This window comes from Priestia sp. ST2 (assembly GCF_055810735.1).
The window spans coordinates 40,051-65,899 of the sequence record NZ_JBVVNT010000002.1; the positions used below are offsets into that span (position 1 = coordinate 40,051).

Genomic DNA, 25,849 nt, shown 5'->3' on the forward strand with positions numbered 1-25,849 from the left:
AACGAGTCAGAGGTTTTTTCATTTTTATAGTATACTTTACATACAAAATCAACATCAAAGAAAGGTGATCACAGTGCCAAATACATGGGATGCAGAACAAATTGTATCAGCACCGCTTGCCAAAACGCTAACCGAGACGCAGTTTCCAGAACTTGCGCCCGCTAAAATTTCGCTGCTTGGCTACGGCTTTGACAATACGGTTTATCAAGTAAACGACCGCTTTGTTTTCAGGTTTCCAAGACGAGAACTCGCAGTAGGACTATTAAAAACAGAAAATCAGCTTTTACCAAGCCTTGCTTCTCAGCTGCCGCTATCCATTGCAGAGCCCATTTTTTTCGGTAAGCCGAATGCAGGCTATCCTTGGCCGTTTACGGGCTATCACTACGTCCAAGGAACTTCGCCTGCGAGATTAACAGAAGAAGAGCGCATACAATCCGCTTCTGTACTAGCAAGATTTCTTCGCACGATGCATTACTATTCTCATTTAAAAGCCCAAGAGCTCGGCGTGCCGTTTGATGAGCTGAATCGGCTTGATATGATGAAGCGAAAGCCGGCGCTAGAGAAATATGTCAAGCAAATGAAAGAGCGCAGTCTTTATTCGAAACAAGCTATTCTTGAAAACTATGTAAATGACATACAAGAAATTCACTATCAAGAAAAAAACGTACTGGTTCACGGAGATCTTCATATTAAAAACATGATTGTTGATCAAAACAATATGGTCTCAGGCATCATTGACTGGGGAGATGTTCATATTGGTCATCCGGCAGTTGACCTAGCGATTGCCTACAGCTTTTTACCTCCTAAAGGAAGAGTACGTTTTTTTAAAGAATACGGAAAAGTAGACGAAGAAACGCACAGACTGGCAAAATGGAAAGCTGTATTTACAACTGTAGTCTTAGTGGCAAACAGCTACGATCAAGGAGACAAACAAACGCTAGAAGCGGCTCTTGAAAGCTTGAACCTGATTTTTCAAGAGTAATAAAACTGTAATAGAATTTCTGTTAAATTCCTGTATAGTTAAAAAAGGATAAAAATAAAAACAACAGGTGAAGCAAACAATGAATACAAGCCACTGGAATGAATCAGCAGCGCAGCTGCTAGAAGCATGGATACAGCTATATAAAGAAAAAACATCTCTTATTGGAGAAACGGAATCTTTAAACATGCTAAAAGAAGAAGTAGAGGGGATGGATAAAGAAAAATTTCTCTCCATAGTAGAACGTCATCTGCAGAAAGTGTATGACGAACTGGAAAAAGAACGTACAGAGTACAACATGAACAACAGTGAATATACAATGGTGACGTTTCTTTCAAGCGACTATCCCGAGTACATAAAAAAGCGTCAAAGCAATACGAGACAGATTGAACAATTAATAAGCATACATAGGAATGTGACAGAGCTTTTCGGAAAAGAACTTTTTTCTGAAGCGGATATGATAGCGTTTAGAAACGACTTTTTTCAACTAACAGAAAAACATGCTAACACGTCATTGTTAAAAGAAATCAAGGAAAGCTGGAATGCTTATTTGCCCGCGTTCGTTGACTTTCAAAAAAAGCATGAACATGTAAAACAAGCGATAGCCACAGTACTCGAAGAAGACAAGAGTTTAAAGCAAGAATGGCATCAGCTAAGCAAAAATAAAGTAGTGACCAAACAAAAAACGACCGCCTTTCGCACAAAGCAGCATGAGCTAAATGAAAGTATTCGAAAAGCCACGACTGCACAAAAACAGTTACTCGAACTTCACTGGCCTGATGTTCGCAGTCAGTTTGATGCCTTGCAAGAAAAAATGAGTAAGAGTCTTTCTACTGTTCTGGGAGAAACGCAACGCAGTATGGAAGTGATTAGCCAAAACGATGCAAATGAACAGGCCAAGTTAAAGCAATCACTTAACGACCTAAATACAGTCCACAAAGTCGACGTTCATCAAACGTGGTTAGCGGCTTTTATTAAAAAATCACGACCATTTTTTAACGAACTGAGTGAAGATATAAAGGATAATCGGTGTCGAGAACTGTGGAACCGAATTTACGGCATGTACAAAGGAATAGCAGTAAACGAGTTTATTGTTGCATATGAAGAATTTTTAGCACTTCAGCCGCTTAACAGTATAAAAAGAACGGAGATGCTAAAGCCATTAGCTCGGTTAAAGGTAGATATAGAACCTGTTACGCTGCCATCCTACGCAGACTTTCCCGTGCTCAAAAAGCAGCAATCATCACGACGCACTTTTCCTATTTTAATAGGAGGCGCTATCATCCTTGTCTTATTACTGACGATTGTATATATGAATCGTGATAATCAAACTGTAAAAACAAGCTCAAACATAAAAGCTACGGCCAGCACGAAGTCGTTAAAAAATGAACAGCCTAAGCCAGATACTGTAAGCAAAACGGATCTTGAAAACTTTTTTATTTCTTATAAAGCTGCTTACTTTTCAAGCTTAAACAGCGGAGACTTTAGTGGGATGGCGCCTTACATTGACTCGGGTCAGCCAGTTTATAAACAGCTAAAAAGCTATATCACATCCTTAGCCGGAAAAAACGTATCGTTTGCTAACGATCAGTTTCTAGTGAAAAAGACAGAATCACATGACGACGGAACCTACGACATTTATACAAACGAAGTATATACGTTCACCGACTCATATGATGCAAGCACGCAGTTTAAGAAAGAACGAATTTATCATGTTAAAGCTGCTGGCAAAGACAAACTTCAAATTACTAAAATTGATACGTTAACAGATGAGCAGAAGCCGGTGGAGGAGTGAATGGTTTCTGAGAGATTATGAATAACCGCTAGTTCCTTTTGAGGGCTAGCGGTTATTGTGGTTGGGGGAGAGGGAAGTGTTTTGAGTGACTGCTACGCTGCCAGCGTGGAAAATGAAATTTCCTGTAGTTTTCTACTATATTCAGAAATGCCTCTATGTCAAGGGTTTAAGGGGGATTTTGAGATTTAAATGAACTATAGTTTCCGTTGATTTTCTATAGTGTATGACCAAAATATGACCAGAGTGTGACCAGTATTTTTGAGATGAATGTAGCTTTTCTTTTGTAGAATGATATGATTTTGAGATGTGATAGTATGCCGTAAATAAACTTTACACTTTAGTAGAATTGCGACAAGGAAAGCAATTAGGAATAATGTAATCTAATCATGAAGCATAGTGTTTTTATACATGATATAAACTAGAGATAAATATTTATACCTATGACTATTCTCTTTTATTTTGAAGTTATATCCTTTTTAATGAATCAACAAGCTTATAAAAGGGATTATTATCCTATTTAGATAGTGTATTAGCAGTTTTATAATGGATAATAGAGGAAAAACTCAAACCAGAGATATATTAATCATAAAATAAAAGAGGGTATTTAATGGGAAAAGTATATGAAGACAGTACGCTTTTAGCTTATGCAAAAGACAGAGTGGAGGCTTACAAAGCATTTGATGAACAGCTAGATGTATTAAAAAAGCCCTTCATGCCGTGGCTACACTCGATCATGAATTTCAAGGGAAAGGTGCCGACAGTATAAAAGACTTTTATGCATCACAAGTAGATATGGTTACGCATTGGAAAAGCCTTGTATCTTCACATCAATCCTATTTTAATAGTATTGCAGATTATGCGGAACAAGCTAAATTAAAAGGTGATACGGTTGTAGACGTATCATTTTTAGAGCAAGAGCTGGCTGTTGCTAATGATCGCTCTAAGCAAATGGTCGAACAGCAGCACACTGAACTTGAAGCGATTTTAAGCAATATTGAAGATATTATACATATTACACCCTTTCCCACAGAGGCCTTTGAAGATGAGTTAAGCGCTGCTGAGAAAAAAAGAACAGAAACTATTACCTCAGTAGAAGAACTGGATAATCAACTTTCAAGTGAATATGAAATGTTAAATTCTTTCTATGAATCCGTTCAATTTAGCGTAAATGGTTTAGAACAACTGACTTCTCAAGGTGGCAGCGCTTATCAGCTCACTTTTGATGCCAAAGCTTACAAACATAGTGAAGCATACAAAACACAGCAGCAAATTGATAAAGGCGCTTCAGGTTATGTAGAAGGAAAAGCTGAACAAAAACAAGAAATTAAAGAAAGAAAAGCAGCCATTGAAGCCGAAAGGCAACGACAAATTCAGGCCAATAAACCATGGTATGAAAAAGGACTGGACATTGCAGGAGAACTTACTGGATACTATGATTATAAGCGAGCCGTAGAGGGAGTCGATCCCGTTACGCATACAAAGCTTTCTACAACGCAGCGAGTGACGGCTGGAGCCATGGCAGCGGCTGGATTTATCCCGTTCGTAGGCTGGGCGGGACGAGCGGTAAAAGGAGCCAGTGTCGTCTACAAAACCGCAAAAAGCATGAGTGCCGCGCACCGTGCGATGGCTCTTTATCAAACACCTAAAGCTTTCAAAGCGCTTGAACAAACAGAAAAAGGGCTGTACGGACTTGTATTAACGAATGGAATGTACGAGTATACAACAGGTAAAGATGTATTAGGAAATAAGCTTACAAAAAAGCAGCAACAGGCTAGTTTGTTTCAATCGTTTGGGATTGCGGCAGGTGGTGTACTCGCTTCAAAAGCATCCACTCAGCTTGTTGAAAAAGGTGCACAGACAGTCACGAAAAAGTTCAATGATATGCGCAAAGTAGTTCGTACGACTAAAGTGACTAAATACGGAAAAGACATCCAGCGGGCAATGCGAAACATGCCGGCAGCTGGTGTTGATAAAGCCAAGAAAATGTATGATGCTGTATTAGATGCAAAAGTACCGAGGTTTTTACCGCAGGAAGCACCAGTGGGTGTGAGTGTAGACTTTGCGCAGCAAACTGTACGGGATGTGTTGAAGAGTACGGCTAAAGATACGATGCATTTTATAGGAAAAGAGTCCTTTGATGGAAAACGTTGGCGTGATGGTAATGGAAGGTTTATAAAGGAGCCGAATGGTGTTAGTAAGGTGGAGAAGAGAAAGGTTGATTCGTTTAAAAAATCAACGGTCGATCTGTCAGTAGATAAGCAACATCTTCATTTAGATAGATGTGTAACTAACAACAAGGAATCATTTGATATTCCTAGATGGAGTAATGATGGAAAATATGATCAAATTCGAGGATATAAAGGCAGAGATTTAACAGATTATGATATAGAATATTTAGTTGATCCTAGACTTGTAGTTGAAATGAATTTTAAAGGTAAAGGTAATGCAGGAACTAATGCTGCGGGATGGGAGAGAAATGCAAAAAAGTTTTTTAATACATTGCTTAAAAGTAATCCTGAATTTTGGAGTCCAGAAAATACAGCTATGATAAAAAGGGGGAGAGTTCCTGTGGTTGATAAACAATTCATAGAATATTTTCCTCAGTACGGTGATTATATAAAAGATTCTATGAGGCATCATCATATAGGAGAGGGTGGCCAAGCGGCAGCTTTACCGAAAAGCTTGCATCCAGGATATGGTGGTATTCATAATGTTGAAAAGGAGTGGGGAATTACTGGAATAGATGATAAAATTGCAAATAGATTGGAAACTTTTATAAATAATTCAGGAAGGTGAGAAAATGATTTTACCAGAAGAGTTTAATAAGAAATGGAATGTTGAAAAAGACGGGCCCCTAATAAAATTTGAATATGATGCTTTAGTAAACACAGGTTTTTCTGATGAAGTAAAACAGTTTTTATCTATAGGAGGTTTACCTGAAACTCCCGCACCGTATCTGGATTTTACTTCCTCACAAGGGGTATTAAATTCTATTACAAGTATATTCAGTATGCCAGAAGAGTTTCAAAACTATTGGTTTTTAGGGTCAACTGGTTCTGGTGATCCAATATGTATAATAAAAGAAACAGAAAATGTGGTGTTTCTTAATAATGGTAATGACTATAAAGAAGTATTTATTAATTCTTCCATAAATCAATTTGCCGAATGTTTATTAGTATATTCAAGAATGATTGATAAGGCAATTCAAATAAATGGTGAAGATGCTTTTATCGATAACGATATACCAGAATCCGTAATTAATTGGTTAAAAGAACAATTAAATAAAATTGACCCTAAATGTATGGGAAACGGGTATTTTTGGCCTATTGAAGTTGAGAATTTTTATGAATAAATCATGCTAAAAAACTTCATATAGAAAAGCGGTAAAGTATGTAGCTGGATGATTTAATACATTAAAAGGTTTATATTTTAAACTTTTTATAATTAAGGAAATACTTTTGGATTTTGTGCAAAAACATCACTTGAATTTCACGAGTGATGTTTTTTGTTTTAGAGAAATGGTTATTACAACTGAAAATTAGCAATAGTCGTTTTAGATTCGTTACATCTATGTAGTGTAAAGGGTTATGAAAAAAGGAAATTAAAGTGATGGAAAGATTAATGAAGGAGACTTAAGAAAGTAAAAGGTGCAATGACGAATTATTTTGAGAGATTACTAGATTATTGTAATGACAAATATAATGGAGTCCCAAAAGCTCCGTGGGATGGAGACATAAATCCGGTACTATATTTAAGTGAGCCTGACGAAGAAGAGTATATTTTTGGAAGCCAATAGAAAAAAGAGATGTTGAAGACTTTGACACAATTGAAAGTGTAAAATACGCTTGCATGAAACAATCAAAGAATATTTCAATAGTTATTTATTTTTAAGCTTAGAGGGTTTTTATCATTCAAATTATATATACCTTGAACCTGTTGAGCCAGATAAAGATTTATTGACTTATTTTAAAAACTTGAAGAGCTATGAAGAAAGCCGAGGCAATGAATTCAGATATATACAGATAGGTTTTATTTCTCCAGATGAGAGGGCAATTAACGTAGATAACGAGACAGGAAAAGTTTATATAGAGGATTACGAGACGAATGAATTGAATTTAGCGGCACATTCTCTTCAAGAATTAATAGAAGAAATAAAATTGAAGAATAAATAGAGGAGAAAACTATATGGAACTAAATAATGCCGTAGTTGAAGCGATAACATCTAATAATTGGCTAGAATACTGTGGAGTTGAAACTAATCTTCCAAAAGGAAGTAATTATTCTTATTTATCAAATAAAAAAGTAGTTAATAAGAATGTAAAAGGAGTGAAATGGGAAAATATTTGTCTTGAAGAGAGAAATAATTTAACGGGTTATTTAGCCAAGAATAAACCGGAGCTGTATAATAAAAATTGGAATGTATTAGTGAGAGAAGTTAAAACAGAGGTATTACCTAAAGTTGTTGATAAAATCGAAAACCAAGTAAGCATATTAGGGTTATCAAGTGATATAGTGAATTCTGTTAAATTTGATATTATCAACATCATTATGGTGCTTACATATGAGAAATATTATAATTCAGATTTTTATACTAGTATGTTAGACATCTATTTAAGTGGTCATATTCCTTGTGGATGGGATGGAGATTATCCAAATGGAAACATATTAGTATATTAAGAGGAAAAAATGGAGCGTAATTTAGCATATTATAGCGAGATGAAAAAGGTGGTTAATCATTTTTTAGAAATATGTCAATTACCCCCGGAAAATTTAGATGAACAAGAAAAACAAGTTGTATCGACATTTTGTTTCGGTATGATAAACGGCTATTCTCTTAAAGAGAAAAAAGATGCTATACAGATTCAGGGAGCTACCATAAATATACTTATAGAAGTATTTTCTTATTCTCCCCCAGCTAGTGCAGAGTTTTTTGATTTTTTAATTGAGTGTACAGATAAGTCGTTTCATCCTACTATGAATGCTATTATTCATAGGGGAATTCAGGCATATCATCAGTATAAAGAGAATAGGAATCAAGAATTAAAAGAAAACATTCATAATATAATAGATATAATTAAAAGTGGTTCCTAAAGAACTTTTATCCATTAAATATTAGTAAGCTATAATCTGAAAAGAGCCTTAAGTTTTGAAGTGATCCCATAAAGTTAGACAGGTTATTTTGGCAGGCAACTTGCAGGGCATGAGTTCGGTATTGGACTGGACTCATGCCTTTTAATGTTGTTTTGATCCCTCTATGCTTATAGTAAGTACACTTCTTCAATTCCTTTTTAAAATGTTCAACACTTTCAAATTGCTTAAAAGGTTCAGACTTCATAATTCCAAAGAAGATTCGACTATACCATTGTCACAACAACTCCATTTTCGTGACATACTCTGTGTAATTCCTTGTTGATTTAGGGAATAGGGGATTTCTTTATTACTATATCATTAAATACGAAAGTGCTGAGGCTGTTACCGTAAGAAACACTAGCTGGGTTAAGTGTAGATTTTGATTAGCGGTTTATGATACATTGATAAATATGTTTAAGAATATAATACACTTTATTGGATAGTCTACTGCACTATATAGAGGTCTCAAAAGAACTTATTGTAGAGGATTTTAATGAGGAGAGAAATAATTTGAACCAAAAAGAAATCAGTGAATTTATTCAATTCAATTCTAAGATTAACGATTTTACTGGAGGAGTCTTAGACGAAATTATTAAAGAAGTTGAAAAAGCACTTAAAGTGAAATTTCCGGATAGTTATATCTGGTTTCTTGAAAATTATGGTTCTGGAGGACTGTTTGGAGTAGATATACTTGGCTGGGGGAAATCCGCAACTCCATCTGTAATAACAAACACTGAAAGATTTCGGAACATTGGATTGCCAATTCAATACGTAGTTGTTGAAAACTGTGAAGAGTTTGTATATTGTTTAGATACTGAAAACCTAATTGACGCTGAATGTGTAGTTGTGTCGTGGGACAGAATTGATGGATATAGTGGCAAAAGAGCAGATAACTTTTATGAGTTTTTAACAAATAGACTTCTTGATGCCAAAGAAAATTGGGACGAAGACTTTTAAAATTAATCTATATGGTTGTTAAGTTATTTACCCTTGATTGGCTCTATACCTTTCAAGGTTTTTTATTATGTTTAAGTGTATAGAGGGATGTCTGAAACTTTAAAACCTATGGTATAAACAAGATGAACATTTCAAAAAGTTATTCTATTAATTATTAGAAAACGCCAAGAGAAAAACTTTAAGAGGAAATTAAAAGGAGAAATTGAGCAAATTTCAGTCGGTAAGTTTAAATAAAGCAGACTTAGGATGAGTATAAAAGGGATAATGACGGATTATTTTGAAAGACTGCTAGATTATTGGAATGAAAACGATAATACATTTCCAAAGGCACCGTGGGATGAAGAGATAAATCCAATGCTATATGTAAGTGAGCCTGATGAAGAAGAGTATGTTTTTTGGAAGCCAGTAGAAAAAAAGGCTGTTGAAAACTTTAGTATGATTGAAGCTGAAATTGAAATGCCTTTGCATCATTCAATTAAAGAGTATTTTAACAGTTATTTATTTTTAAGCTTAGAAGGTCTTTATCATTCGAAATATATATGCCTTGAGCCTGTTGAACCGGGTAAGGATGTACGAAGTTATTTTAAACATCTTGCGCATTATGATGAAAGTCAAGGAAAGGAATTTAGATACATACAGATAGGTTTTATTTCTCCGGACGAAATGGCCATTAACATAGATAATAAGACCGGAAAAGTTTATATAGAAGATTATGAAACGAACGAATTAACATTATTGGAGCATTCCCTTGAGGAATTAATAAGAAAAATAAAGCTGAAGAAATCATAATTTATCGAGAAGATGAGGAAAGGAATAGTAAATGTGAAACAAGCAACGGAAATATACTTTACCAAATTACTAAAAGAGTGGAAAGCTTTTAATGGTACGTTGCCTATGACTGAGTGGATGGAAGAAACAGAACAGTTTATTTTTGAAGGTAAAAAAGATGAAGAAGGCTATATAGCTTGGAAACCTTTGAAAAAAGAGGTGGACAGTAATTTTGAAGATGTAGAAAAGGAACTTAACGTTCAGCTGCATCCCGATATTAAGGCTGATTTTAATTCCTACTGGTTTTTAGAACTGGCTGGAACCTACAATGGATATGACTTAGTATTAAATCCTGTTGTACCGGGGGTAGAATTACAAGATTTCAAACAAGAAACAAAGCTTTATAAAGCAGCTCATCATCATCACCTCGTCAACATTCCTATAGGGATAGAATCTAACGGTTTGCTGTTAGTGGTAGACAATAAAAGCGGAGAGGTAAAGCTAGAAGATTATGAAAGAAAATCATTTAAAAGGATTAGTAGAAATCTCTCGGGGTTGATTAAGGGTTTATGATACAAGGCTTCATTCGGAAAAAAGAAAGAATCACAATTTGGAAAGGCGGCTCCATAAGTAATGAATAATGGTGGTAAGTTTAATACTTTAGTAGAAGAGGTCATTGAGCTATCAAAAAATTATGGCCAGGTTTCTCTAGAAAAAGAAGATGTAGATAAAATACAAGTAATATACGATTATGGTAAGGCTGAATATCTTGCATATGAAGAAGTATATGGTGAAGAAGAATACAGTTGGAAAGACATTAGAGAATTAAAAATGAGTGACGTATGGGAGGGATATTATGATTTAACGGACGCTGAAAAACCTCGTGAGTTAGAAGAAATAGTAAAAGTTATAGCTAAAAACTTACGACAGAGCCTAAAAGATTATGACGCCTTTTTTGAAGACATCGTAGCAGATTTAAACAATTGTGCAATTAGTAGAACGGTTAATGGTACTAAAAATAACTTCTTTGAAAGCATATTTAAATTACATAGATCCGGGTATTTGCCTTGTGGATGGTGTGGGGATTATCCAGACGGTGGAATTATTGCATATAGAGGGCGACTTCAATAGCATCATGGAAGAATTAGAGGATGTTAGTGATGCTTTTGCTTTGTCTGATGAGGATTAAGTTAAGCAATGTGTAATGAGTGTACGTATGTGTAAGATCTAAAGGAGAGGAAATGATGAGGTACGACTTTGTCGCGGATCAAAAAGATAATCAATTTTACCCCGTATATGAAAGTGATATTAAAGAAGTAGAAGGAACGTTGGGCTTAAAGTTTCCTTTTGAGTTAAGCAAGTTTCTTTTAGAGGTGGGGTATGGCTTCCTTCAGGGTTCAGAATATAATGTAAACCGTATCATGGGGCCTTCTTCAATCAGGGACGCTAGATTAAAAGTAAACGATTTTGAATTTTACACTGATATCGAACTTTACGAAGATCTTGAAGCAGGCAAATTAATATTTTTTGAAGCAAATGAAAGTGCCTTGCTGTTGATAGAAATAAGTGAAGAACAGAACAATGCGATTTATTATGATGATATAAAAATTGCCGATTCTTTAGAAGAGTTTTTGAAGAAGATGGTGGAGGATGATAGGTACTATATTGATCTAGCAGGATACGATATCTGAATAATAGATAAAATAAAGAACCCTAAAAAACCGTTGGCTAAGCTCAATGGTTTTTTTAGCAGATATAATTAAGAAGTTTCATTTTTGGAAGGCGAATCATTCATTTAAAGAATATAAATTGCCCTATACTCAAATGGAAAAAATCTGTGATATAGCACTTTTAAATAATTTAATAGGAAATAAAAAGTACTTCAATTTATGCGGTTTACAACACCGCCAGGAAAGCTTTAATCTATAGCAAAGATTTGTTCAATTGAAAACTTATCTACAACAAGAGAGTTGATGCATCAAAAATAAATGAGCACACTTGTCCAGAACCTCTCCAGTAAGTTTTCTATTCTCTGTTTCCTCCCTTTAAACTGTGTGTCTTTTTTGAAGAAAATTCATAGGATAGAGCATCTTATCTGTATTATGTGAGAAAGGGGTTATATCGTGGAGGAAACAAAGCTTACTGGACGAATCGTTACACCTGATGATGCGGAATATGATCAGGCTAGAACAAATAATAATTTAGGTGTGCCTAAATTTCCAAGAATAATTGTATTTTGTCAGAATACAAACGATGTAGTAAATGCATTGAAGTGGGTAAAGGAAAATCATGTCCCATTTCGAATAAGAAGCGGTAGGCATAGCTATGAAAATTTTTCATTAGTAAACGGTGGATTAGTGATTGATGTCAGTGAAATGGATAGAATCACGTTCAACTCTAAAGACATGACAGCGAAAATAGAAGCAGGAGCTAATCTAGGGAAAGTATATAATGAATTATGGGAAAAAGGAACGACTGTCCCTGCAGGTACGGAAAGCAGTGTTGGTCTTGTAGGCCTTGTGCTTGGCGGAGGAATTGGGATGTTATCAAGGTTGTTTGGGCTTACCTGTGATAATTTGGTTGAAGTTGAAATGGCCATAGTAAATGAACAGAGAGAAGTTGAACTCATTAAGGCAAATAAAAATCACAACAGTGATCTCTTTTGGGCTTGTTGTGGAGGCGGAGGCGGAAACTTTGGTATTGTTACGTCCCTTACATTCAAAGTGCAGCCTATCTCAAAGGTGTCAATCTTTTCAATTACATGGGAATGGGAAGATTTCGAAGCTGCTTTTGATGCATGGCAGCACTGGGCCACAAATACCGATAAGCGCTTAACTTCGGAGATTGAGTTAAAATCCAAGGAAGCAAATCAGATTATCGCTCAAGGTGAATTCGTTGGTTCATCATTCAAGTTAAAGGAACTCCTGCAGCCTTTAATAGATGTTGGGTGTCCTAAAAAAGTAGTAATAAAGGAAGTTTCATATATTGAAGCTGTACAATTTTTTGACGATCCGAGCGGAAACCAACCTGCCCCTCGAAAAAGGTCAGGTTCTTTTCTTAATAAACCTTTTCCAAAAGACGCTATTTTAACAATGAAGCATTTTTTAGAAAATGCTCCGAATGAAAAATCTAGTATTTGGCACCAGTCTCTTGGAGGAGCAGTGGAGGAGGTTGGCTCTAATGAAACGGCCTTCTATTATAGAGATGCTATTATCGCACAGGAGTACCTTGCTACATGGAGCCATCCTTCAGAAGAGCGAGCAAACATTCGATGGATTGAAGAATTAAGAAATGCTTTATCGAGATATACAACTGGAGATTATGTGAACTGGCCGGACCGGTTCATCAGAGATTGGCCAACAGCTTATTATGGAGAGAATTTTAAAAAGCTTCGAGAAGTGAAACGAGCATATGATCCGTGCAATCTATTTCATTTCCCTCAGAGCATCCCGCCGTTTATTAACTGGTTTTAAAGATCATCTTTCAAGTGGTAGATGCAAATAATACCCACCTTGAATGAGGTGGTTTTTTGTGTACATTGCCTTTTCCTGAGAGCGTGAAAAAGGCAGCAAACAGTGGTAAGCAGTTATTTTATCAATAGACGGCTGTATTATAAGAAGAAACATACATAAATATCATAAACATTGACATTCCCTTCCAAAATGCATACAATAGCTACTAATAAAAGCACACAAATTCGTTGAAGAGAATCAGTACGCTGCAAGTTTGTTCCACAGAGAGCTGGTGATAGCTGAAAGCCGGTGTTCAAGCTGCAGGGGAATATCCTCTCTGAGAAGTCAAACTGAACGATAAGTAAGTTTGAACGGTAGTCTACCGTTAAAAAGAACGCGTATGATTGTACGTTGCTGAGTGCTATTGATGAACGGATCAATAGAAGCCAGGGTGGTACCGCGGTTAAAACCCGTCCCTAGTCATAGGGACGGGTTTCTTTGTGTGCTTTTAACTTTAAAAGGAGTGGTATCACATGAAAGAAGTGAATGTAAGGGAGTCTTCGCAAGAGCGCGAACAGCGTATCCAGCAGCAGTGGCAAAAAGGAAATGTGTTTCAGCAGTCGGTTCAAAACCGAGAAGGGCAGCCGTCGTTTGTATTTTATGAAGGACCTCCCACAGCAAACGGTTTGCCTCACGTGGGGCACGCGCTAGGCCGGACGATTAAAGACGTTGTGGCCCGTTATAAAACGATGACGGGGTATCAAGTAATTCGAAAAGCAGGCTGGGATACGCACGGACTTCCGGTTGAGCTCGGTGTTGAAAAGCAGCTCGGAATATCTGGGAAGCATGACATTGAAAAATACGGCGTAGAAGCTTTTATCAATAAGTGTAAGGAAAGTGTGTTTGTGTATGAAAAGCAGTGGCGCACGTTCACGGAGCAGCTTGGCTATTGGGTTGATATGGAAGACCCTTACATCACCTTGGAGAATTCATACATTGAAAGTGTATGGAACGTGCTTGGCACGATTCATGATAAAGGACTTCTTTATAAAGGCCACCGCGTATCACCTTACTGCCCGAGCTGTCAAACATCATTAAGTTCGCATGAAGTGGCGCAAGGGTATAAAGATGTAAAAGATTTAACGGTAACGGTGAAATTTAAAGTGAAAAACCGCGATAATGAGTATTTTTTAGGCTGGACGACAACGCCTTGGACGCTTCCGTCAAACGTGGCGCTCGCGGTGCATGAAGAGATGAGTTATGTCCGCGCTGAGCAAGGCGACAGCGTGTATATAGTGGCAGAAGCGCTCGCAGACAAAGTGTTAAAAGGAGGGTATACGGTTTTATCTCACCATAAAGGAAATGAGTTAAAAGGGATGTCGTATGACCCGCCGTTTCATTTTGTGAAAGTGGAAAAAGGGCATGAAGTCGTAACGGCTGATTACGTAACGGATCAAAGCGGAACAGGAGTTGTTCATTTAGCACCTGCATACGGCGAAGATGATTACAGAGTTGTAAAAGAAAACGGCTTTTCATTTGTGAACGTAGTGGATGAAAAAGGACAGTACACGTCTGAAGTGCCGCTTTTTCAAGGACGTTTCGTGAAAGACTGCGACGTTGATATCGTTCGTTATTTAGCCAATCAAGATGTGCTGTATCATAAAGAAAAGCACGAGCACAGCTATCCGTTTTGCTGGCGATGCGACTCGCCGCTTCTTTATTACGCAAATGAAAGCTGGTTTATCCAAACGACGGCGTTGAAGGAACAGTTTTTGAAAAACAATGAAAGCGTGACGTGGTACCCGGATCATATCAAGCACGGTCGCTTTGGCAATTTTTTAGAAAATATGGTGGACTGGAACATCAGCAGAAAGCGCTACTGGGGAACGCCCCTGAACGTGTGGGAATGCGGAGCATGCCAGCATCAAGTAGCGCCAAAAAGCATCAAAGAGCTTCAGGAACATGCGTCTCATTCCGTGGTTGACAGCATTGAACTTCATAAGCCGTATGTAGATGACGTGCAGCTGACGTGTCCGGTCTGCAGCGGAGAAATGAAGCGAACGTCGGAAGTGATTGACGTTTGGTTTGACAGCGGGTCGATGCCGTTTGCACAGTATCACTATCCGTTTGAAAATAATGAACTGTTCCAAAAACAGTTTCCAGCAGACGTTATCGCAGAAGGAATTGATCAAACGCGCGGCTGGTTTTACAGCTTGATGGCAGTTTCAACGCTGTTTACAGGCAAAGCACCGTATAAGCGCGTTTTGTCTCTTGGTCACGTCTTAGATGAAAACGGTCAAAAGATGTCTAAAAGTAAAGGAAATGCGCTGGACCCTGTTGATCTTATTCATGCATTTGGTGCCGATGCGCTTAGATGGGCGCTTTTAGCAGACAGTGCGCCTTGGAATCCGAAGAAATTTTCAGAGCGCGTCGTGCAAGAAGCGAAGTCAAAAGTGATTGATACACTCGTGAACGTGTACGGCTTTTACGTGTTGTACGCTAAGCTTGACGGCTATGACCCGAAGCAAACGTATGAATTGAAAAAAACAAAATTGGATGAGTGGATTCTTTCGCGTTTGCACAGCACGGTCAAGCGCGCAACAGTACATCTTGAAGATTACGGATTTACAAGCGCGGCTCGTGAAATCGCGGCATTTATTGAAGAGCTAAGCAACTGGTATGTGCGACGTTCCCGCGATCGTTTTTGGTCAGAAGGAATGGACGGAGAAAAAGCAGCGGCTTACGATACGCTTCATAAAGTGTTAGTGACGTTAAGTCAGCTGTTAGCACCGTTTACGCCGTTTGTTGCGGATGATATTCATGAAAATCTAACAGGGAAAAGCGTTCATTTAGCAGACTATCCTGTTTGTGATCAAACGAAAGTGAACGAAAAGCTGGAAAAAGAAATGGCAGCGGTGCTTCAAGTAGTGGAACTAGGCCGAAGCATTCGAAATACGCATTCGTTAAAAGTAAAGCAGCCTTTGCAAAGTCTTTCGCTTGTGGTAACGGAAGAAGATGTAGAGTGGAAAGCATATCGTGATGTCATCAAAGATGAGCTTAATGTAAAGAACTTTAACGTGGAGCAAGACGACGACAAACTTGTTTCATACGTATTAAAACTCGATTTTAAACAGGCTGGACCAAAGTTCGGAAAACAAGTGAATGAGGTCAACCAAGCGCTGAAAAACCTTTCAGAAGAGCAAGGAAAAGAGTTTGTTGAACAAGGCAAGCTAAGTGTTACGCTTGCTTCAGGAGAAAGCTCAACGCTTGAAACGGCTGACGTACTTGTTGAAAAAGTGCCAAAAGAAGGTTTTGCGGTTGCATCAAACGGCACGTATACTGCGGTGTTGGATACGGCGTTAACCGAAGAACTCGTGCAGGAAGGAGTCGCTCGTGAAGTAATTCGAGCGGTTCAAGATTATCGCAAAAAGCTGGATTTACCCGTGAATTTACGTATTGATTTAGAGCTTAGCGGAGACAAAGAAGTGCAGAAAGCCGTGGCGAAGTTTGAAACGCTGCTTCAAGAAAATCTTCTGCTGCACAGTCTTCATGTGACAGAAACTATCGAAAACGGAGAGACGGTAAAGGTCGGAACAAAGCAAGTTACGCTTCGTGTTTTAAATCAGAGCTGATAAAGAGAGGCAAGGATAAGTTGAATTAATGTACGAACGGTTTATCTATTAACCGTTCGTTTTTTCTGTTTTTATAGTGAACGTAGCACCTTCTAGCTGTGGATTGGAGGGCAAGACGAAGACTCCTGCGGGAAAAGCGGAACAGGTGAGACCCCGCAGGAGCGAAAGCGACGAGGAGGCTCACCGGCCGCCCGCGGAAAGCGAAGTCTTGCACGGAAATCAACAGCGGGGTAACAAACAATTCATACTAATCGTTCACCCGATTTGCTCGTCTTTAGGTGAGATGAATTTCGGTATTTCTAACTCTCTCTTTTACCTTTAATCAAACTGCCCGAGAACGTTCTTAAGACTCGGCCAGACAATTTCAAAAGGAGCCGCTAATACATACTCTTTGCCATTTTCATCTTTAAAGTGCTGCACAAAACGATATTTTCCTACCTTGTAGTTAGGAGTTGCGATATCTTGTTTGAAGGATTTCCCTGGCTTCAGCGTGACATTTTTATCAGGAAACTCTAATCCGTTTAGCACAACTTCGTACCACTTTCCGTCTTTTAAGTGATCCGCCGTATTTTCATAAGGAATCGTTAAGGTATGCGTCGAATTGTTTTGAATAACAAAAAAGCCAAACTGCGTTTTATCGTATTTTTTACTGACAGCAGATAGCGTAATGGTTCCTCCGTCAGTGTTAATGGAAGATGGGATGTTTTTTTCTTGTTTGGCTCCTAGCTCCATTTTTTGACCGTTATAATCGATATAGCCAAAGATACAAAACAAGATAATAAAAATGCCTAGTATTAGTAAAAGTGTTCGTACTATTTTCAAAAGCTTTACACCACCTTTTTTTTACTCTTCCATTATACGGAAAACCATCTATTGAAAATAGTATGAATTTCCATTTTTCATATCACTTTTTTGAAAGGGAGAATTGAAATGAGACAAATTATAGCCATGGGCGGCGGAGGCTTTTCAATGGAGCCGGATAACTTGCTGCTGGATCAATACATACTTTCACAAGCCCATACGAACGTACCGAAGATCTGCTTTATCCCTACAGCAAGCGGAGATGCGGATAATTATATAGAAAGGTTTTATGAAGCGTTTGGGAAGTTGGAATGCAAACCGGCTCATTTATCGCTGTTTTCTCAAAACTTTATGAATTTAAAAGCATATGTGCTGCAGCAGGATATTTTGTATGTAGGAGGCGGTAATACAAGGAATATGCTTCTTTTATGGAAAGAATGGGGACTGGATACGATTTTAAAAGCGGCTTATAAAAAAGGAATTATTTTGGCAGGAATAAGCGCAGGTTCACTTTGCTGGTTTGAAGAAGGTGTCACTGATTCAATGAACAACAAACTGTCTAAACTAAATTGTTTAGGGTTTTTAACGGGGAGCAACTGTCCTCACTATGACGGAGAAAGCAATCGAAGACCCTCGTATCATGAATTAATTGCAAGCGGGGAAATGAAAGAAGGTTACGCTGTAGATGACGGAGTCGCGCTGCATTTTAAAGACGAAAAGCTGTCTGCATCACTTAGCTCAAGACCTACAGCAAAAGCGTATGTTGTTAATCGGAAAGCGGAAGACGTAATTGAACGTGAGCTTCCGGTGACCTATTTGGGTGATCGCAAGCAATAAATGGCCACTTCTCATGTTTCTCTGTATAAATCTCTGTATAAAATGGAGCTTATTTGTACATACATAAGCAGAGATTCTATCTAGGAGGGTACTTCAGTGAGCTATAAACAATACTGGGGAAACATACATGAACAAAGCGATAAGCTGCAGGAGTTATTATCTTCGTATTGGCATCAGTATTCAGATTTTGGGAACTGGCAGTTTTGGGTGGTACTTGCTTCGCTCGTTCTTCCTCTTGTGTTGTTGTATTTTACCGCAGACCGAACACGGATCTTTGAGGTGTTTTTCTTTGGGTATACGGTGCATGTGCTTTGGGCATATACGGATATTGCACTGGGAAGAACCGGTTATTTAACACACACATTTTTCTTAACGCCGCAGCTTCCAAACGCAACGAATATTACAGCTTCTATTTTGCCAGTAGGTTTTCTCCTGCTTTATCAATATTGCACGAATCATCAAAAGAGCTTCTATCTGTATACCATTCTGTTGAGCGCTGTTTTTTCATTTGGATTGGCGCCTCTTGAAGACTATTTTGGGTTTATTGATTCAGGAAAAGGAATGAGTTTGTTTTATATTTTTCTTATTGATATAGGAATAACGCTAGTAGCATACTGGTTTACAAGGCTGCTTGTAAAAGTAAAAGCCGCGGCTTATCGTAAAGCGGAAAAAGAACGTTGAAAAAATGTTTGAAGGTTATTAGTTAGGGGTATACATATATTTAAGATAAATTGAGGTGAAAAAATTGTATTACTACCGCATTTCAGAAGGACAAGATGAAACGTACTCTGAGACAATTGTTGTTCATGAAGAACAGTTTGATCAAGGTACATTTGAAAAAATGGTGAAAGAAGCGATGGTCGATAAGCCTGGCAAAATTGATCAAGTGGATATTGTGAAATATTTAATTGGACATTATCATTTCCAAGTTGCATATATTGAAGCAGCCTTTCATAGTACATATACAGACTAATAATGTTATGTATTCAACAAAAAACCGTTGCGTTGGCAGCGGTTTTTTTGTTTCTACCAGTACCGATAGTGATAGGGGCTTTGAGGGTGATAGTAGGGATTCTGAGGCGGAGGATACATATAAGGAGACGTATGATAGTAGGCTGGGCCAACTTGTTTTTCCTTTTTATAGTGTTCTTTTTCTCCGCATTCGCCTGTTGGTCCAATCACGATGGTTTGATTTTTTAACGGAGCCAGCGTTTTCTTTAGTTGCTCCGGATCTAAGCAGTACGTGTGAGCAAGGACTTCAATAGGCGTCTTATTTAAAATGTCCGATCCAAAAATGTATTCCGGGTAAGGGGCGTCAAAAATGGCAAGTAAATGCGTATTGTCTTCAGACGCAATCTCCCAGTGCCACCAGCCTTGAGGGATATTGGCTACTTGACCGGGAGTAATTGGAATATTTGTGACTTCGTTGTTAAACGGATTGATTAATGAAACGACGGCTGAGCCTGAAATGCAGTAAACAAGCTCAGCGGCATTTTGATGATAGTGCGGTTCGACCACGCGGCTTTTGCTTAAGTAAATATCGAGTAACGATACGTTTCCAAGAGTATTTAGCACATCTCTTCCTAGCCGGTTAATATAGTTTTCATCATTGCGCGTATTAAGTCTGTTTTTGTTCAAATCGGAAAAGTATTGTACGTTTGGGTTATTGTAATCCATATAAGACGTTGACAAGGGTCTTCAGCTCCGATCCTTGAATTTTTATGATGCTGTATCGTATGTGAAGCGTTGTATTTCGTGACAGAAGCCTAGAAGGATATATAGGTAAGGGCCTCTTTTTGATAAGGTGTACAATCATTTGTCCACTGATTTTCATATACTGTAACAGGTTCTTTTTTTACAGAGCCATGATCAATGTCAGACGCATACGACGGATCATTTTAAGGAAAGTGGGTTGCAGAGCTGTTGCTTGATCAATATGAAAAAATAACTAGTACGTATGAGAAGCTGGACGAACTTCAGCTGCCGTTTAATAAGCCCGTTTTAGTCGCGGTTGAGTGGAACGGAGTGCTGTTTGAGTTTTTAGTGAGATTAAAAAAAGAGTCTTCTCATTTGCTTGTGTTTGGTTCAGGAGGAGGGGCAAGTCAGGAAATGCCTGCAGGCCCTCCATATTTTCAGCGCCATTCGTGGATGAATGAATTCCAAGATTCCATTATTTATTACAACGACCCCACGCTTTATTTAGGAAAAGTGTCGCTTGCGTGGGGACAAGGGACAAGCGATCGTTTTTATTTAAAAGACATTGCGGTTGTAATTGAAAAGTTCATGAAAAAAGTACAGGTGAGTTCGTCTAATGTGCTATTTTACGGATCATCGGGCGGCGGCTTTATGTCGATGTTTTTAGCGGGGTACATGAAAGGAGCAAAAGCGCTTGTCAACAATCCGCAGACTTGCTTGACCAAGTGGCTGAAAACGCCGGTTCGGCAAGTGTTTAATTTATCTTATCCGAACTTGACAGAAGATGAAGTGATGGCCTTATACGGTGAGCGAATTAACGTAGTGAAGTTTTTTCGCCATATTAACTATGTGCCGAAGGTGTATTACTTGCAAAACGGGGCGTTTGAATACGATATGAACAATCACTTGCTGCCATTTTTAATGGATTTGCAGGATATGCCAGATGACTGTGAAATCAATAATATAAAAGTCGAGCTCTATTATAATCCAAAGCTGAAGCACGCGGCTGTTAGCAAGCAAGAAACGATTGATTATGTAAATATGGCAAAGAAGATATAATAAAAAAGGCAAGAGTTCAAGCTTAAAGGAACTCTTGCCTTTTTTATGTCGAATTTTCTAACTCAATAGATACAAGTAGGAAGTTATGTTGCTTCTTCTTTTGAATATGATAGTGAAGATGAGGTGTAAGGAGGGAAAGTATGGCCGATCAAGATGAGAGAAAAAGATACTTGATGGAAGTTCAGACCTGGCTTGAACAAGTATGTGATCCTGTATTTGAAGAAGCCATTATAGAAGTAGATATAACGTCATATATAACGCGCACGCAAGAAGACGTTCTTGAATATTTAAGCGAAGAAGATGTCAACGAATATACGTTAGAAGAAATCAATAATGCAGTGCGGCATATTGATAAAGTTTTAAAAGAGCGGCTTGGAGACGACGGCAGGGAGCGAGAATCGATAGCGCCAGGACAGCACGAGCTGCCGCCGCTTGGATATAGCTATTCAGCTCTTGAACCGTATATTAACCGGGAAATTATGCGTCTTCATCACAGCAAGCATCATCAAAGCTATGTAGATGGATTAAATAAAGCAGAGCTCATGCTGCAGCAAGCCCGTAACACAAACAATTTTGACCTCATAAAACATTGGGAACGGGAAGCTTCTTTTCATGGCTCAGGTCATTACTTGCATACAATCTTTTGGGAAATTATGAGTCCAGAAGGAGGAGGGAGGCCGAAACGACAGCTGCTGCAGCAGCTTCAAAAAGACTTTGGCAGCTATGAGAAATTTATGATGCATTTTTCTCAAGCTGCAAAAAAAGTGGAAGGTGTGGGCTGGGCTATCTTAGTATGGTCGCCGCGTTCGCGAAAGCTTGAAGTCTTGCAAGCTGAGCGCCATCAGCTTCTCACGCAGTGGGATACGATTCCGCTGCTCGTATTAGACGTATGGGAACACGCCTATTATTTGCAGTACAAAAATGAACGTGATCCGTACGTTGATAATTGGTGGAAAATAGTTTACTGGCCCAATGTAGAAAAAAGGTTCGAGGCAGCTAAAATGCTTCAGTGGCAGCCATATTAACAAGGAATGCAGGCATTTTAATTTCAAATAAAAAGGCTATGATAAAAGTATTTTAGTTGAAGAAAGATCCGAACGATGAATTGAGATTCTTGATGGAGAATCCAACTCGTTCGGATTTTTTTATTGTTATGGCGATCATGTATGTATGCGTTTCTAGCAGTTAATTGGAGAGCAAGACGAAGATTCCTGAGGAAATAGTGGAATAGATGAGACCCCGCAGGAGCGCAAGCGACAAGGAGGCTCATCGGCCACCCGCCGAAAGCGAAGTCTTGCACGGAAATCAACAGCGGTGTAAAAAGTGATGTATATTAAGCTCCTTTAACGCATTTATTAATTTTAAATAAACTATGTTCTAAATAACCAATATAAAACAAAGTATAAGCCTCTAGAACCAGTGAAATGTTACAAATGAAATAATCCAGTGTAAATGTGTGTAAAAGCACCGTCATATACCTAAATATGTATGTTTTTGAAGAGTAAAGGTGATTAATTTACTAGTTTAAAAGGAAGAATCTTTATTTTTACTGTAACTAAACTATCAAACTATTGACATGATACTGAAATATAACTGTAATATTCATGTGTTATTTTTTATGTATTGGTAGATAAAGGGGAAATCAATTACATGAAAAAGGCAATGATTACGTTCAGTTTAGTTCTAATGTCACTGTTCGGAGTGGCAAGTGGTGCATCAGCTGCAACAAATACATATACAGTAAAAAGCGGAGATTCGCTATACAAAATTGCAAAGACATATAAAGTATCGGTTAGTCAGCTGAAACAGTGGAATAACTTAAAGTCAGACAGCATTCATCCGAAACAAGTATTAAAAGTATCTCAAGTAAAATCAAGCACGCCTGCTAAAGCAGCGCCTGCGAAGTCTTCAAACGTTGTGAAAGAATTTAAAGTAACAGCAACAGCGTACACAGCGAACTGCAAAGGCTGCAGCGGAAAAACAGCGATTGGAATTGACTTGAAAAAGAATCCAAATCAAAAAGTGATTTCTGTCGATCCAAAAGTGATTAAGCTTGGTTCAAAAGTATACGTAGAAGGTTATGGCACGGCAATCGCAGCTGATACGGGCGGTGCGATTAAAGGAAATAAAATTGACGTTCTTCTTCCTTCTCAAAAAGAAGCGTTAAAATGGGGAAGAAAAACAGTAAAAGTTCAAATCTTAAAATAAGTATTTCTTAAGGGAATGAGAGCCTTCGTTGAAGGGCTCTCATTTTTTTCTTCATTAAAGGGCATGCTACTTTATATATACTGATGGAAAAGTTTTACGAAAATGATCATATTTGTTGACAAATATTTCGGAAACGGATATATTTATCCGGTATATAATTAAGTTCATTAAATATTCGTGACATAAATTAATAGAATGAACACATAAAATATATTCTTAACCTGTTTGTCATCTGAAGATTTACATACAGATAATTTTAAAGGGAAAGGTCTTGTTAAAATGAATACACAAACACAACAGTCCGATCAAGCCCGAACTCGGTCTATTTTTGGCGTAATGATAATGGGAGCGCTCGTCGCTTTTTTAAATCAAACGCTGATTAACATTGCGCTTCCGCAAATGATGGATCATTTCCATGTAACGGCGGCTACGGGCAACTGGTTAACAACCATCTTTATGTTAGTAAACGGAATTGTTATTCCGATTACAGCATTTTTAATGAATCGATTTACTACAAGGCAGCTGTATATTACAGCAATGAGTCTGTTTACAGTAGGAACACTGCTTTGCGGTATTGCACCGACATTTTCCGTTATTTTAGTGGGACGCGTCGTGCAAGCAGCAGGAGCAGGGATTTTATTTCCGTTAATTACCAACGTTATCTTTACATTATTCCCGCCTGACCGACGCGGTTTTGCGATGGGGATTTTTGGTGTAGCGATGAACTTCGCACCGGCAGTAGGGCCGACGCTTTCTGGTTTAATAGTTGAGCACTACTCATGGCGCGTTTTATTCTTTATGATGTTTCCAATTGCACTTATTAACGTAATTGCGGCTATTATTTTAGTGAAAAACGTGACAGAAACAAGCCGACCTAAGCTAGATGTGCTTGGCGTTATTTTGTCAACAATTGGATTTGGCGGCTTGCTTTATGCGTTCGCTACGGGCGGTACAAAGGGCTGGACCAGCACTGAAGTATTAGCCATGTTCATTGTAGGCGGTATTTCAATTCTGTTCTTTATTTTCCGTCAGTTAAAAATCGATCAGCCGCTTCTTGAATTCCGTATTTTCCGTTACCGTATGTTCACATTAACAACAATCATTAACGTGATTGTGACAATGGCAATGTTTTCAGGTATGATTTTAATGCCGATTTATATGCAAAACGTACGCGGTTTTTCACCGTTTCTTTCAGGCTTGCTGTTACTGCCAGGGGGAATTGTAATGGGGATTATGTCTCCGATTACAGGACGTCTGTTTGATAAGTTTGGCGCAAGATGGCTTGCTGTTATTGGTTTAGCGATTACCGTTGTAACAACATATGAACTAACAAAACTTGAAACAACAACAACATTTATGTATGTAATGATTGTTTATACTGTTCGTATGTTTGGTATGTCGCTGCTCATGATGCCAATCTTTACAGCAGGATTAAATGAGCTTGCGCTTAGCTTAAATAAATACGGCACAGCGATGGTTAATACGCTTCGAATGGTTGCTGGAGCTGTAGGAATGGCGTTCTTTGTATCTATTATGATGAATCAAGGTGAAAAACACGTGAAAAACATCGTCACGAATCAGCAAATTTTGCCGACAGATAAAGGCAGTATGGCTGAAGCTGTGAATCAAGGTACGGCAATGGGTATTAACGATGCGTTTATGATTGCAACGATTTTAAGTGTGATCGCGTTTGTTTTAGCCTTCTTTATTCGTAAAACATCACCAAAAGAAGATACCATTACAAATCGTGTAAAAAAAGCAAGCTAATAAAAAATCCGTGCCTTTTGGTACGGATTTTTTTTATGAGTTAAATTTGTCTTTTTTATAGTCAATGTAAAGCGATCCGTCGGACTGAACCTCAGCGTAAAAGACGTCATCAATTGAGTTGACTCCCGCTTTTTCTAGCTGTTTATGCAGCCAATTATTATCTACATGCAGGTCCTTCAAGGCATCTTCATTCGCTTTTCCATCGTAAATAACGCCTGTTGAAGTGGGGAATAAAAGCGTTTTTGACCACGAGTTCGGCTTTTTATCTTGTTTTTGCATAACGGAAAGGTTTCCGTTGATTTCTAATATGGCGTATTCTACATCTTTTATGGAAAATACATTTTGCTGCCTCAGCATGCCTAAAAGAGATTCAATATCTAGCCGGACTTGTTTTAACGCCTTTTCCATCACTTTCCCTTGCTTAATCACAATTTTAGGCTCACCGGTAATAAGATGCCGCGCTTTTTTCGATTTCATTCCAAGATAGCCCATAGCGATCGTTAAAAATGTCCATCCTAGCAGAGAATACACTCCTTTATCAATCTCTACTCGCTTATCAGTGGAGAGGGAAGAAGCGATATTACCAATCGTAATCGCCGTAATGAATGTAAACACATTTAGCTGGCTGATTTCTGTTTTTCCCATGAGCCGCGTTAAAAGAAGCAGCACAAAAAATGAACAGGCGATTCGAAACGTCGATTCAGCATAGCCCATACATTTCACCCTTCCTTCATTTCATTGTTTTATGTTGTGAAAAAATAGAAATTTT

Annotated in this window: 25 protein-coding genes, 1 pseudogene and 1 other annotated feature; of the genes and pseudogenes, 22 read left to right on the top strand and 4 right to left on the bottom strand. The window is 38.1% G+C overall.

Going from position 1 to position 25,849, the window contains the following annotated elements; genetic code table 11:
- The first annotated feature begins 73 nt into the window (after window positions 1-73).
- The 8 genes from AC0KUU_RS06570 to imm48 all read left to right on the top strand — a co-directional run bounded on the left by AC0KUU_RS06570 (window position 74) and on the right by imm48 (window position 7,865).
- A complete protein-coding gene (locus AC0KUU_RS06570) occupies window positions 74-982 on the top strand; it encodes a phosphotransferase (RefSeq protein ID WP_322552132.1) in 909 nt (302 codons plus the stop codon).
- A 79-nt stretch (window positions 983-1,061) separates the two neighbouring features.
- Entirely contained in the window at window positions 1,062-2,774 is a 1,713-nt protein-coding gene (locus AC0KUU_RS06575; protein WP_322552131.1) for a TcaA NTF2-like domain-containing protein, read from the top strand.
- Between the two features lie 607 nt (window positions 2,775-3,381).
- On the top strand, window positions 3,382-3,540 hold the full coding sequence (locus AC0KUU_RS06580) for a hypothetical protein (protein WP_322552130.1): 159 nt from the start codon (window positions 3,382-3,384) through the stop codon (window positions 3,538-3,540).
- On the top strand, window positions 3,492-5,570 hold the full coding sequence (locus tag AC0KUU_RS06585; protein ID WP_322552129.1) for a T7SS effector LXG polymorphic toxin: 2,079 nt from the start codon (window positions 3,492-3,494) through the stop codon (window positions 5,568-5,570). The genes AC0KUU_RS06580 and AC0KUU_RS06585 overlap by 49 nt, the downstream gene beginning before the upstream one ends.
- 4 nt (window positions 5,571-5,574) lie before the next feature.
- Window positions 5,575-6,126 carry an SUKH-4 family immunity protein gene (locus AC0KUU_RS06590; protein ID WP_098196604.1) on the top strand — a complete coding sequence of 184 codons (552 nt, stop codon included), beginning with the start codon at window positions 5,575-5,577 and terminating at the stop codon, window positions 6,124-6,126.
- Window positions 6,127-6,619: 493 nt separating this feature from the next.
- Window positions 6,620-6,946 carry a SecY-interacting protein Syd gene (locus AC0KUU_RS06595; RefSeq protein ID WP_237075010.1) on the top strand — a complete coding sequence of 109 codons (327 nt, stop codon included), beginning with the start codon at window positions 6,620-6,622 and terminating at the stop codon, window positions 6,944-6,946.
- A gap of 13 nt (window positions 6,947-6,959) precedes the next feature.
- Window positions 6,960-7,451, top strand: a complete 492-nt coding sequence (locus tag AC0KUU_RS06600; protein WP_165575043.1) for a hypothetical protein — start codon at window positions 6,960-6,962, stop codon at window positions 7,449-7,451.
- 9 nt (window positions 7,452-7,460) lie between these two features.
- A complete protein-coding gene (gene imm48 / locus AC0KUU_RS06605; RefSeq protein WP_162214400.1) occupies window positions 7,461-7,865 on the top strand; it encodes an Imm48 family immunity protein in 405 nt (134 codons plus the stop codon).
- 94 nt (window positions 7,866-7,959) lie between these two features.
- On the opposite strand, the pseudogene AC0KUU_RS06610 reads toward imm48, so the two are convergent.
- Window positions 7,960-8,219: pseudogene (locus AC0KUU_RS06610) on the bottom strand (IS3 family transposase); the annotation flags it as partial.
- 195 nt (window positions 8,220-8,414) lie between these two features.
- Between AC0KUU_RS06610 and AC0KUU_RS06615 the strand changes: the two are divergent.
- The 7 genes from AC0KUU_RS06615 (at window position 8,415) to ileS (ending at window position 16,713) form a co-directional block, all read left to right on the top strand.
- Window positions 8,415-8,861, top strand: a complete 447-nt coding sequence (locus AC0KUU_RS06615; protein ID WP_162214398.1) for an SMI1/KNR4 family protein — start codon at window positions 8,415-8,417, stop codon at window positions 8,859-8,861.
- 246 nt (window positions 8,862-9,107) lie between these two features.
- On the top strand, window positions 9,108-9,650 hold the full coding sequence (locus AC0KUU_RS06620) for a SecY-interacting protein Syd (RefSeq protein WP_322552128.1): 543 nt from the start codon (window positions 9,108-9,110) through the stop codon (window positions 9,648-9,650).
- 33 nt (window positions 9,651-9,683) lie between these two features.
- Window positions 9,684-10,202 (top strand): SecY-interacting protein Syd, encoded by a 519-nt coding sequence (locus AC0KUU_RS06625; RefSeq protein ID WP_322552127.1) that lies wholly within the window; start codon window positions 9,684-9,686, stop codon window positions 10,200-10,202.
- Window positions 10,203-10,262: 60 nt separating this feature from the next.
- Window positions 10,263-10,760 carry a hypothetical protein gene (locus AC0KUU_RS06630; RefSeq protein ID WP_322552126.1) on the top strand — a complete coding sequence of 166 codons (498 nt, stop codon included), beginning with the start codon at window positions 10,263-10,265 and terminating at the stop codon, window positions 10,758-10,760.
- Window positions 10,761-10,873: 113 nt separating this feature from the next.
- Window positions 10,874-11,320: an SMI1/KNR4 family protein gene (locus tag AC0KUU_RS06635; RefSeq protein WP_322552471.1), complete on the top strand. Its 447-nt coding sequence runs from the start codon at window positions 10,874-10,876 to the stop codon at window positions 11,318-11,320.
- Between the two features lie 432 nt (window positions 11,321-11,752).
- The gene (locus AC0KUU_RS06640; RefSeq protein WP_322552125.1) at window positions 11,753-13,102 is read left to right on the top strand and encodes an FAD-binding oxidoreductase; all 1,350 of its coding nucleotides are present in this window, start codon (window positions 11,753-11,755) and stop codon (window positions 13,100-13,102) included.
- A gap of 218 nt (window positions 13,103-13,320) precedes the next feature.
- Window positions 13,321-13,562, top strand: a binding site (T-box leader).
- A 52-nt stretch (window positions 13,563-13,614) separates the two neighbouring features.
- Window positions 13,615-16,713: an isoleucine--tRNA ligase gene (ileS, locus tag AC0KUU_RS06645; protein WP_322552124.1), complete on the top strand. Its 3,099-nt coding sequence runs from the start codon at window positions 13,615-13,617 to the stop codon at window positions 16,711-16,713.
- A 318-nt stretch (window positions 16,714-17,031) separates the two neighbouring features.
- Here ileS and AC0KUU_RS06650 read toward each other — a convergent pair whose 3' ends face one another.
- The gene (locus AC0KUU_RS06650) at window positions 17,032-17,535 is read right to left on the bottom strand and encodes an immunoglobulin-like domain-containing protein (protein WP_043983045.1); all 504 of its coding nucleotides are present in this window, start codon (window positions 17,533-17,535) and stop codon (window positions 17,032-17,034) included.
- A 108-nt stretch (window positions 17,536-17,643) separates the two neighbouring features.
- Between AC0KUU_RS06650 and AC0KUU_RS06655 the strand changes: the two genes are divergently transcribed.
- The 3 genes from AC0KUU_RS06655 to AC0KUU_RS06665 all read left to right on the top strand — a co-directional run bounded on the left by AC0KUU_RS06655 (window position 17,644) and on the right by AC0KUU_RS06665 (window position 19,324).
- Complete coding sequence (locus tag AC0KUU_RS06655) at window positions 17,644-18,351, top strand: Type 1 glutamine amidotransferase-like domain-containing protein (protein WP_162214391.1); 708 nt, start codon at window positions 17,644-17,646, stop codon at window positions 18,349-18,351.
- Between the two features lie 96 nt (window positions 18,352-18,447).
- Window positions 18,448-19,032 carry a hypothetical protein gene (locus AC0KUU_RS06660; protein WP_043983041.1) on the top strand — a complete coding sequence of 195 codons (585 nt, stop codon included), beginning with the start codon at window positions 18,448-18,450 and terminating at the stop codon, window positions 19,030-19,032.
- Between the two features lie 55 nt (window positions 19,033-19,087).
- Window positions 19,088-19,324 carry a hypothetical protein gene (locus AC0KUU_RS06665; protein ID WP_224357852.1) on the top strand — a complete coding sequence of 79 codons (237 nt, stop codon included), beginning with the start codon at window positions 19,088-19,090 and terminating at the stop codon, window positions 19,322-19,324.
- Between the two features lie 53 nt (window positions 19,325-19,377).
- Here AC0KUU_RS06665 and AC0KUU_RS06670 read toward each other — a convergent pair whose 3' ends face one another.
- Window positions 19,378-20,043 carry a cupin domain-containing protein gene (locus tag AC0KUU_RS06670; RefSeq protein ID WP_043983035.1) on the bottom strand — a complete coding sequence of 222 codons (666 nt, stop codon included), beginning with the start codon at window positions 20,041-20,043 and terminating at the stop codon, window positions 19,378-19,380.
- Between the two features lie 231 nt (window positions 20,044-20,274).
- Here AC0KUU_RS06670 and AC0KUU_RS06675 point away from each other — a divergent pair, with 231 nt between their 5' ends.
- The 4 genes from AC0KUU_RS06675 (at window position 20,275) to AC0KUU_RS06690 (ending at window position 25,080) form a co-directional block, all read left to right on the top strand.
- The gene (locus tag AC0KUU_RS06675) at window positions 20,275-21,105 is read left to right on the top strand and encodes a hypothetical protein (RefSeq protein ID WP_043983033.1); all 831 of its coding nucleotides are present in this window, start codon (window positions 20,275-20,277) and stop codon (window positions 21,103-21,105) included.
- A gap of 140 nt (window positions 21,106-21,245) precedes the next feature.
- The gene (locus tag AC0KUU_RS06680) at window positions 21,246-22,130 is read left to right on the top strand and encodes a superoxide dismutase (protein ID WP_322552123.1); all 885 of its coding nucleotides are present in this window, start codon (window positions 21,246-21,248) and stop codon (window positions 22,128-22,130) included.
- Between the two features lie 625 nt (window positions 22,131-22,755).
- The gene (locus tag AC0KUU_RS06685; protein ID WP_162214390.1) at window positions 22,756-23,313 is read left to right on the top strand and encodes a 3D domain-containing protein; all 558 of its coding nucleotides are present in this window, start codon (window positions 22,756-22,758) and stop codon (window positions 23,311-23,313) included.
- A 279-nt stretch (window positions 23,314-23,592) separates the two neighbouring features.
- Window positions 23,593-25,080 carry a DHA2 family efflux MFS transporter permease subunit gene (locus AC0KUU_RS06690; RefSeq protein ID WP_043983032.1) on the top strand — a complete coding sequence of 496 codons (1,488 nt, stop codon included), beginning with the start codon at window positions 23,593-23,595 and terminating at the stop codon, window positions 25,078-25,080.
- A gap of 33 nt (window positions 25,081-25,113) precedes the next feature.
- On the opposite strand, the gene AC0KUU_RS06695 is transcribed toward AC0KUU_RS06690, so the two are convergent.
- Window positions 25,114-25,794, bottom strand: coding sequence for a DUF421 domain-containing protein (locus AC0KUU_RS06695; protein ID WP_028408225.1), 681 nt, complete (start codon window positions 25,792-25,794; stop codon window positions 25,114-25,116).
- Window positions 25,795-25,849 lie beyond the last annotated feature (55 nt).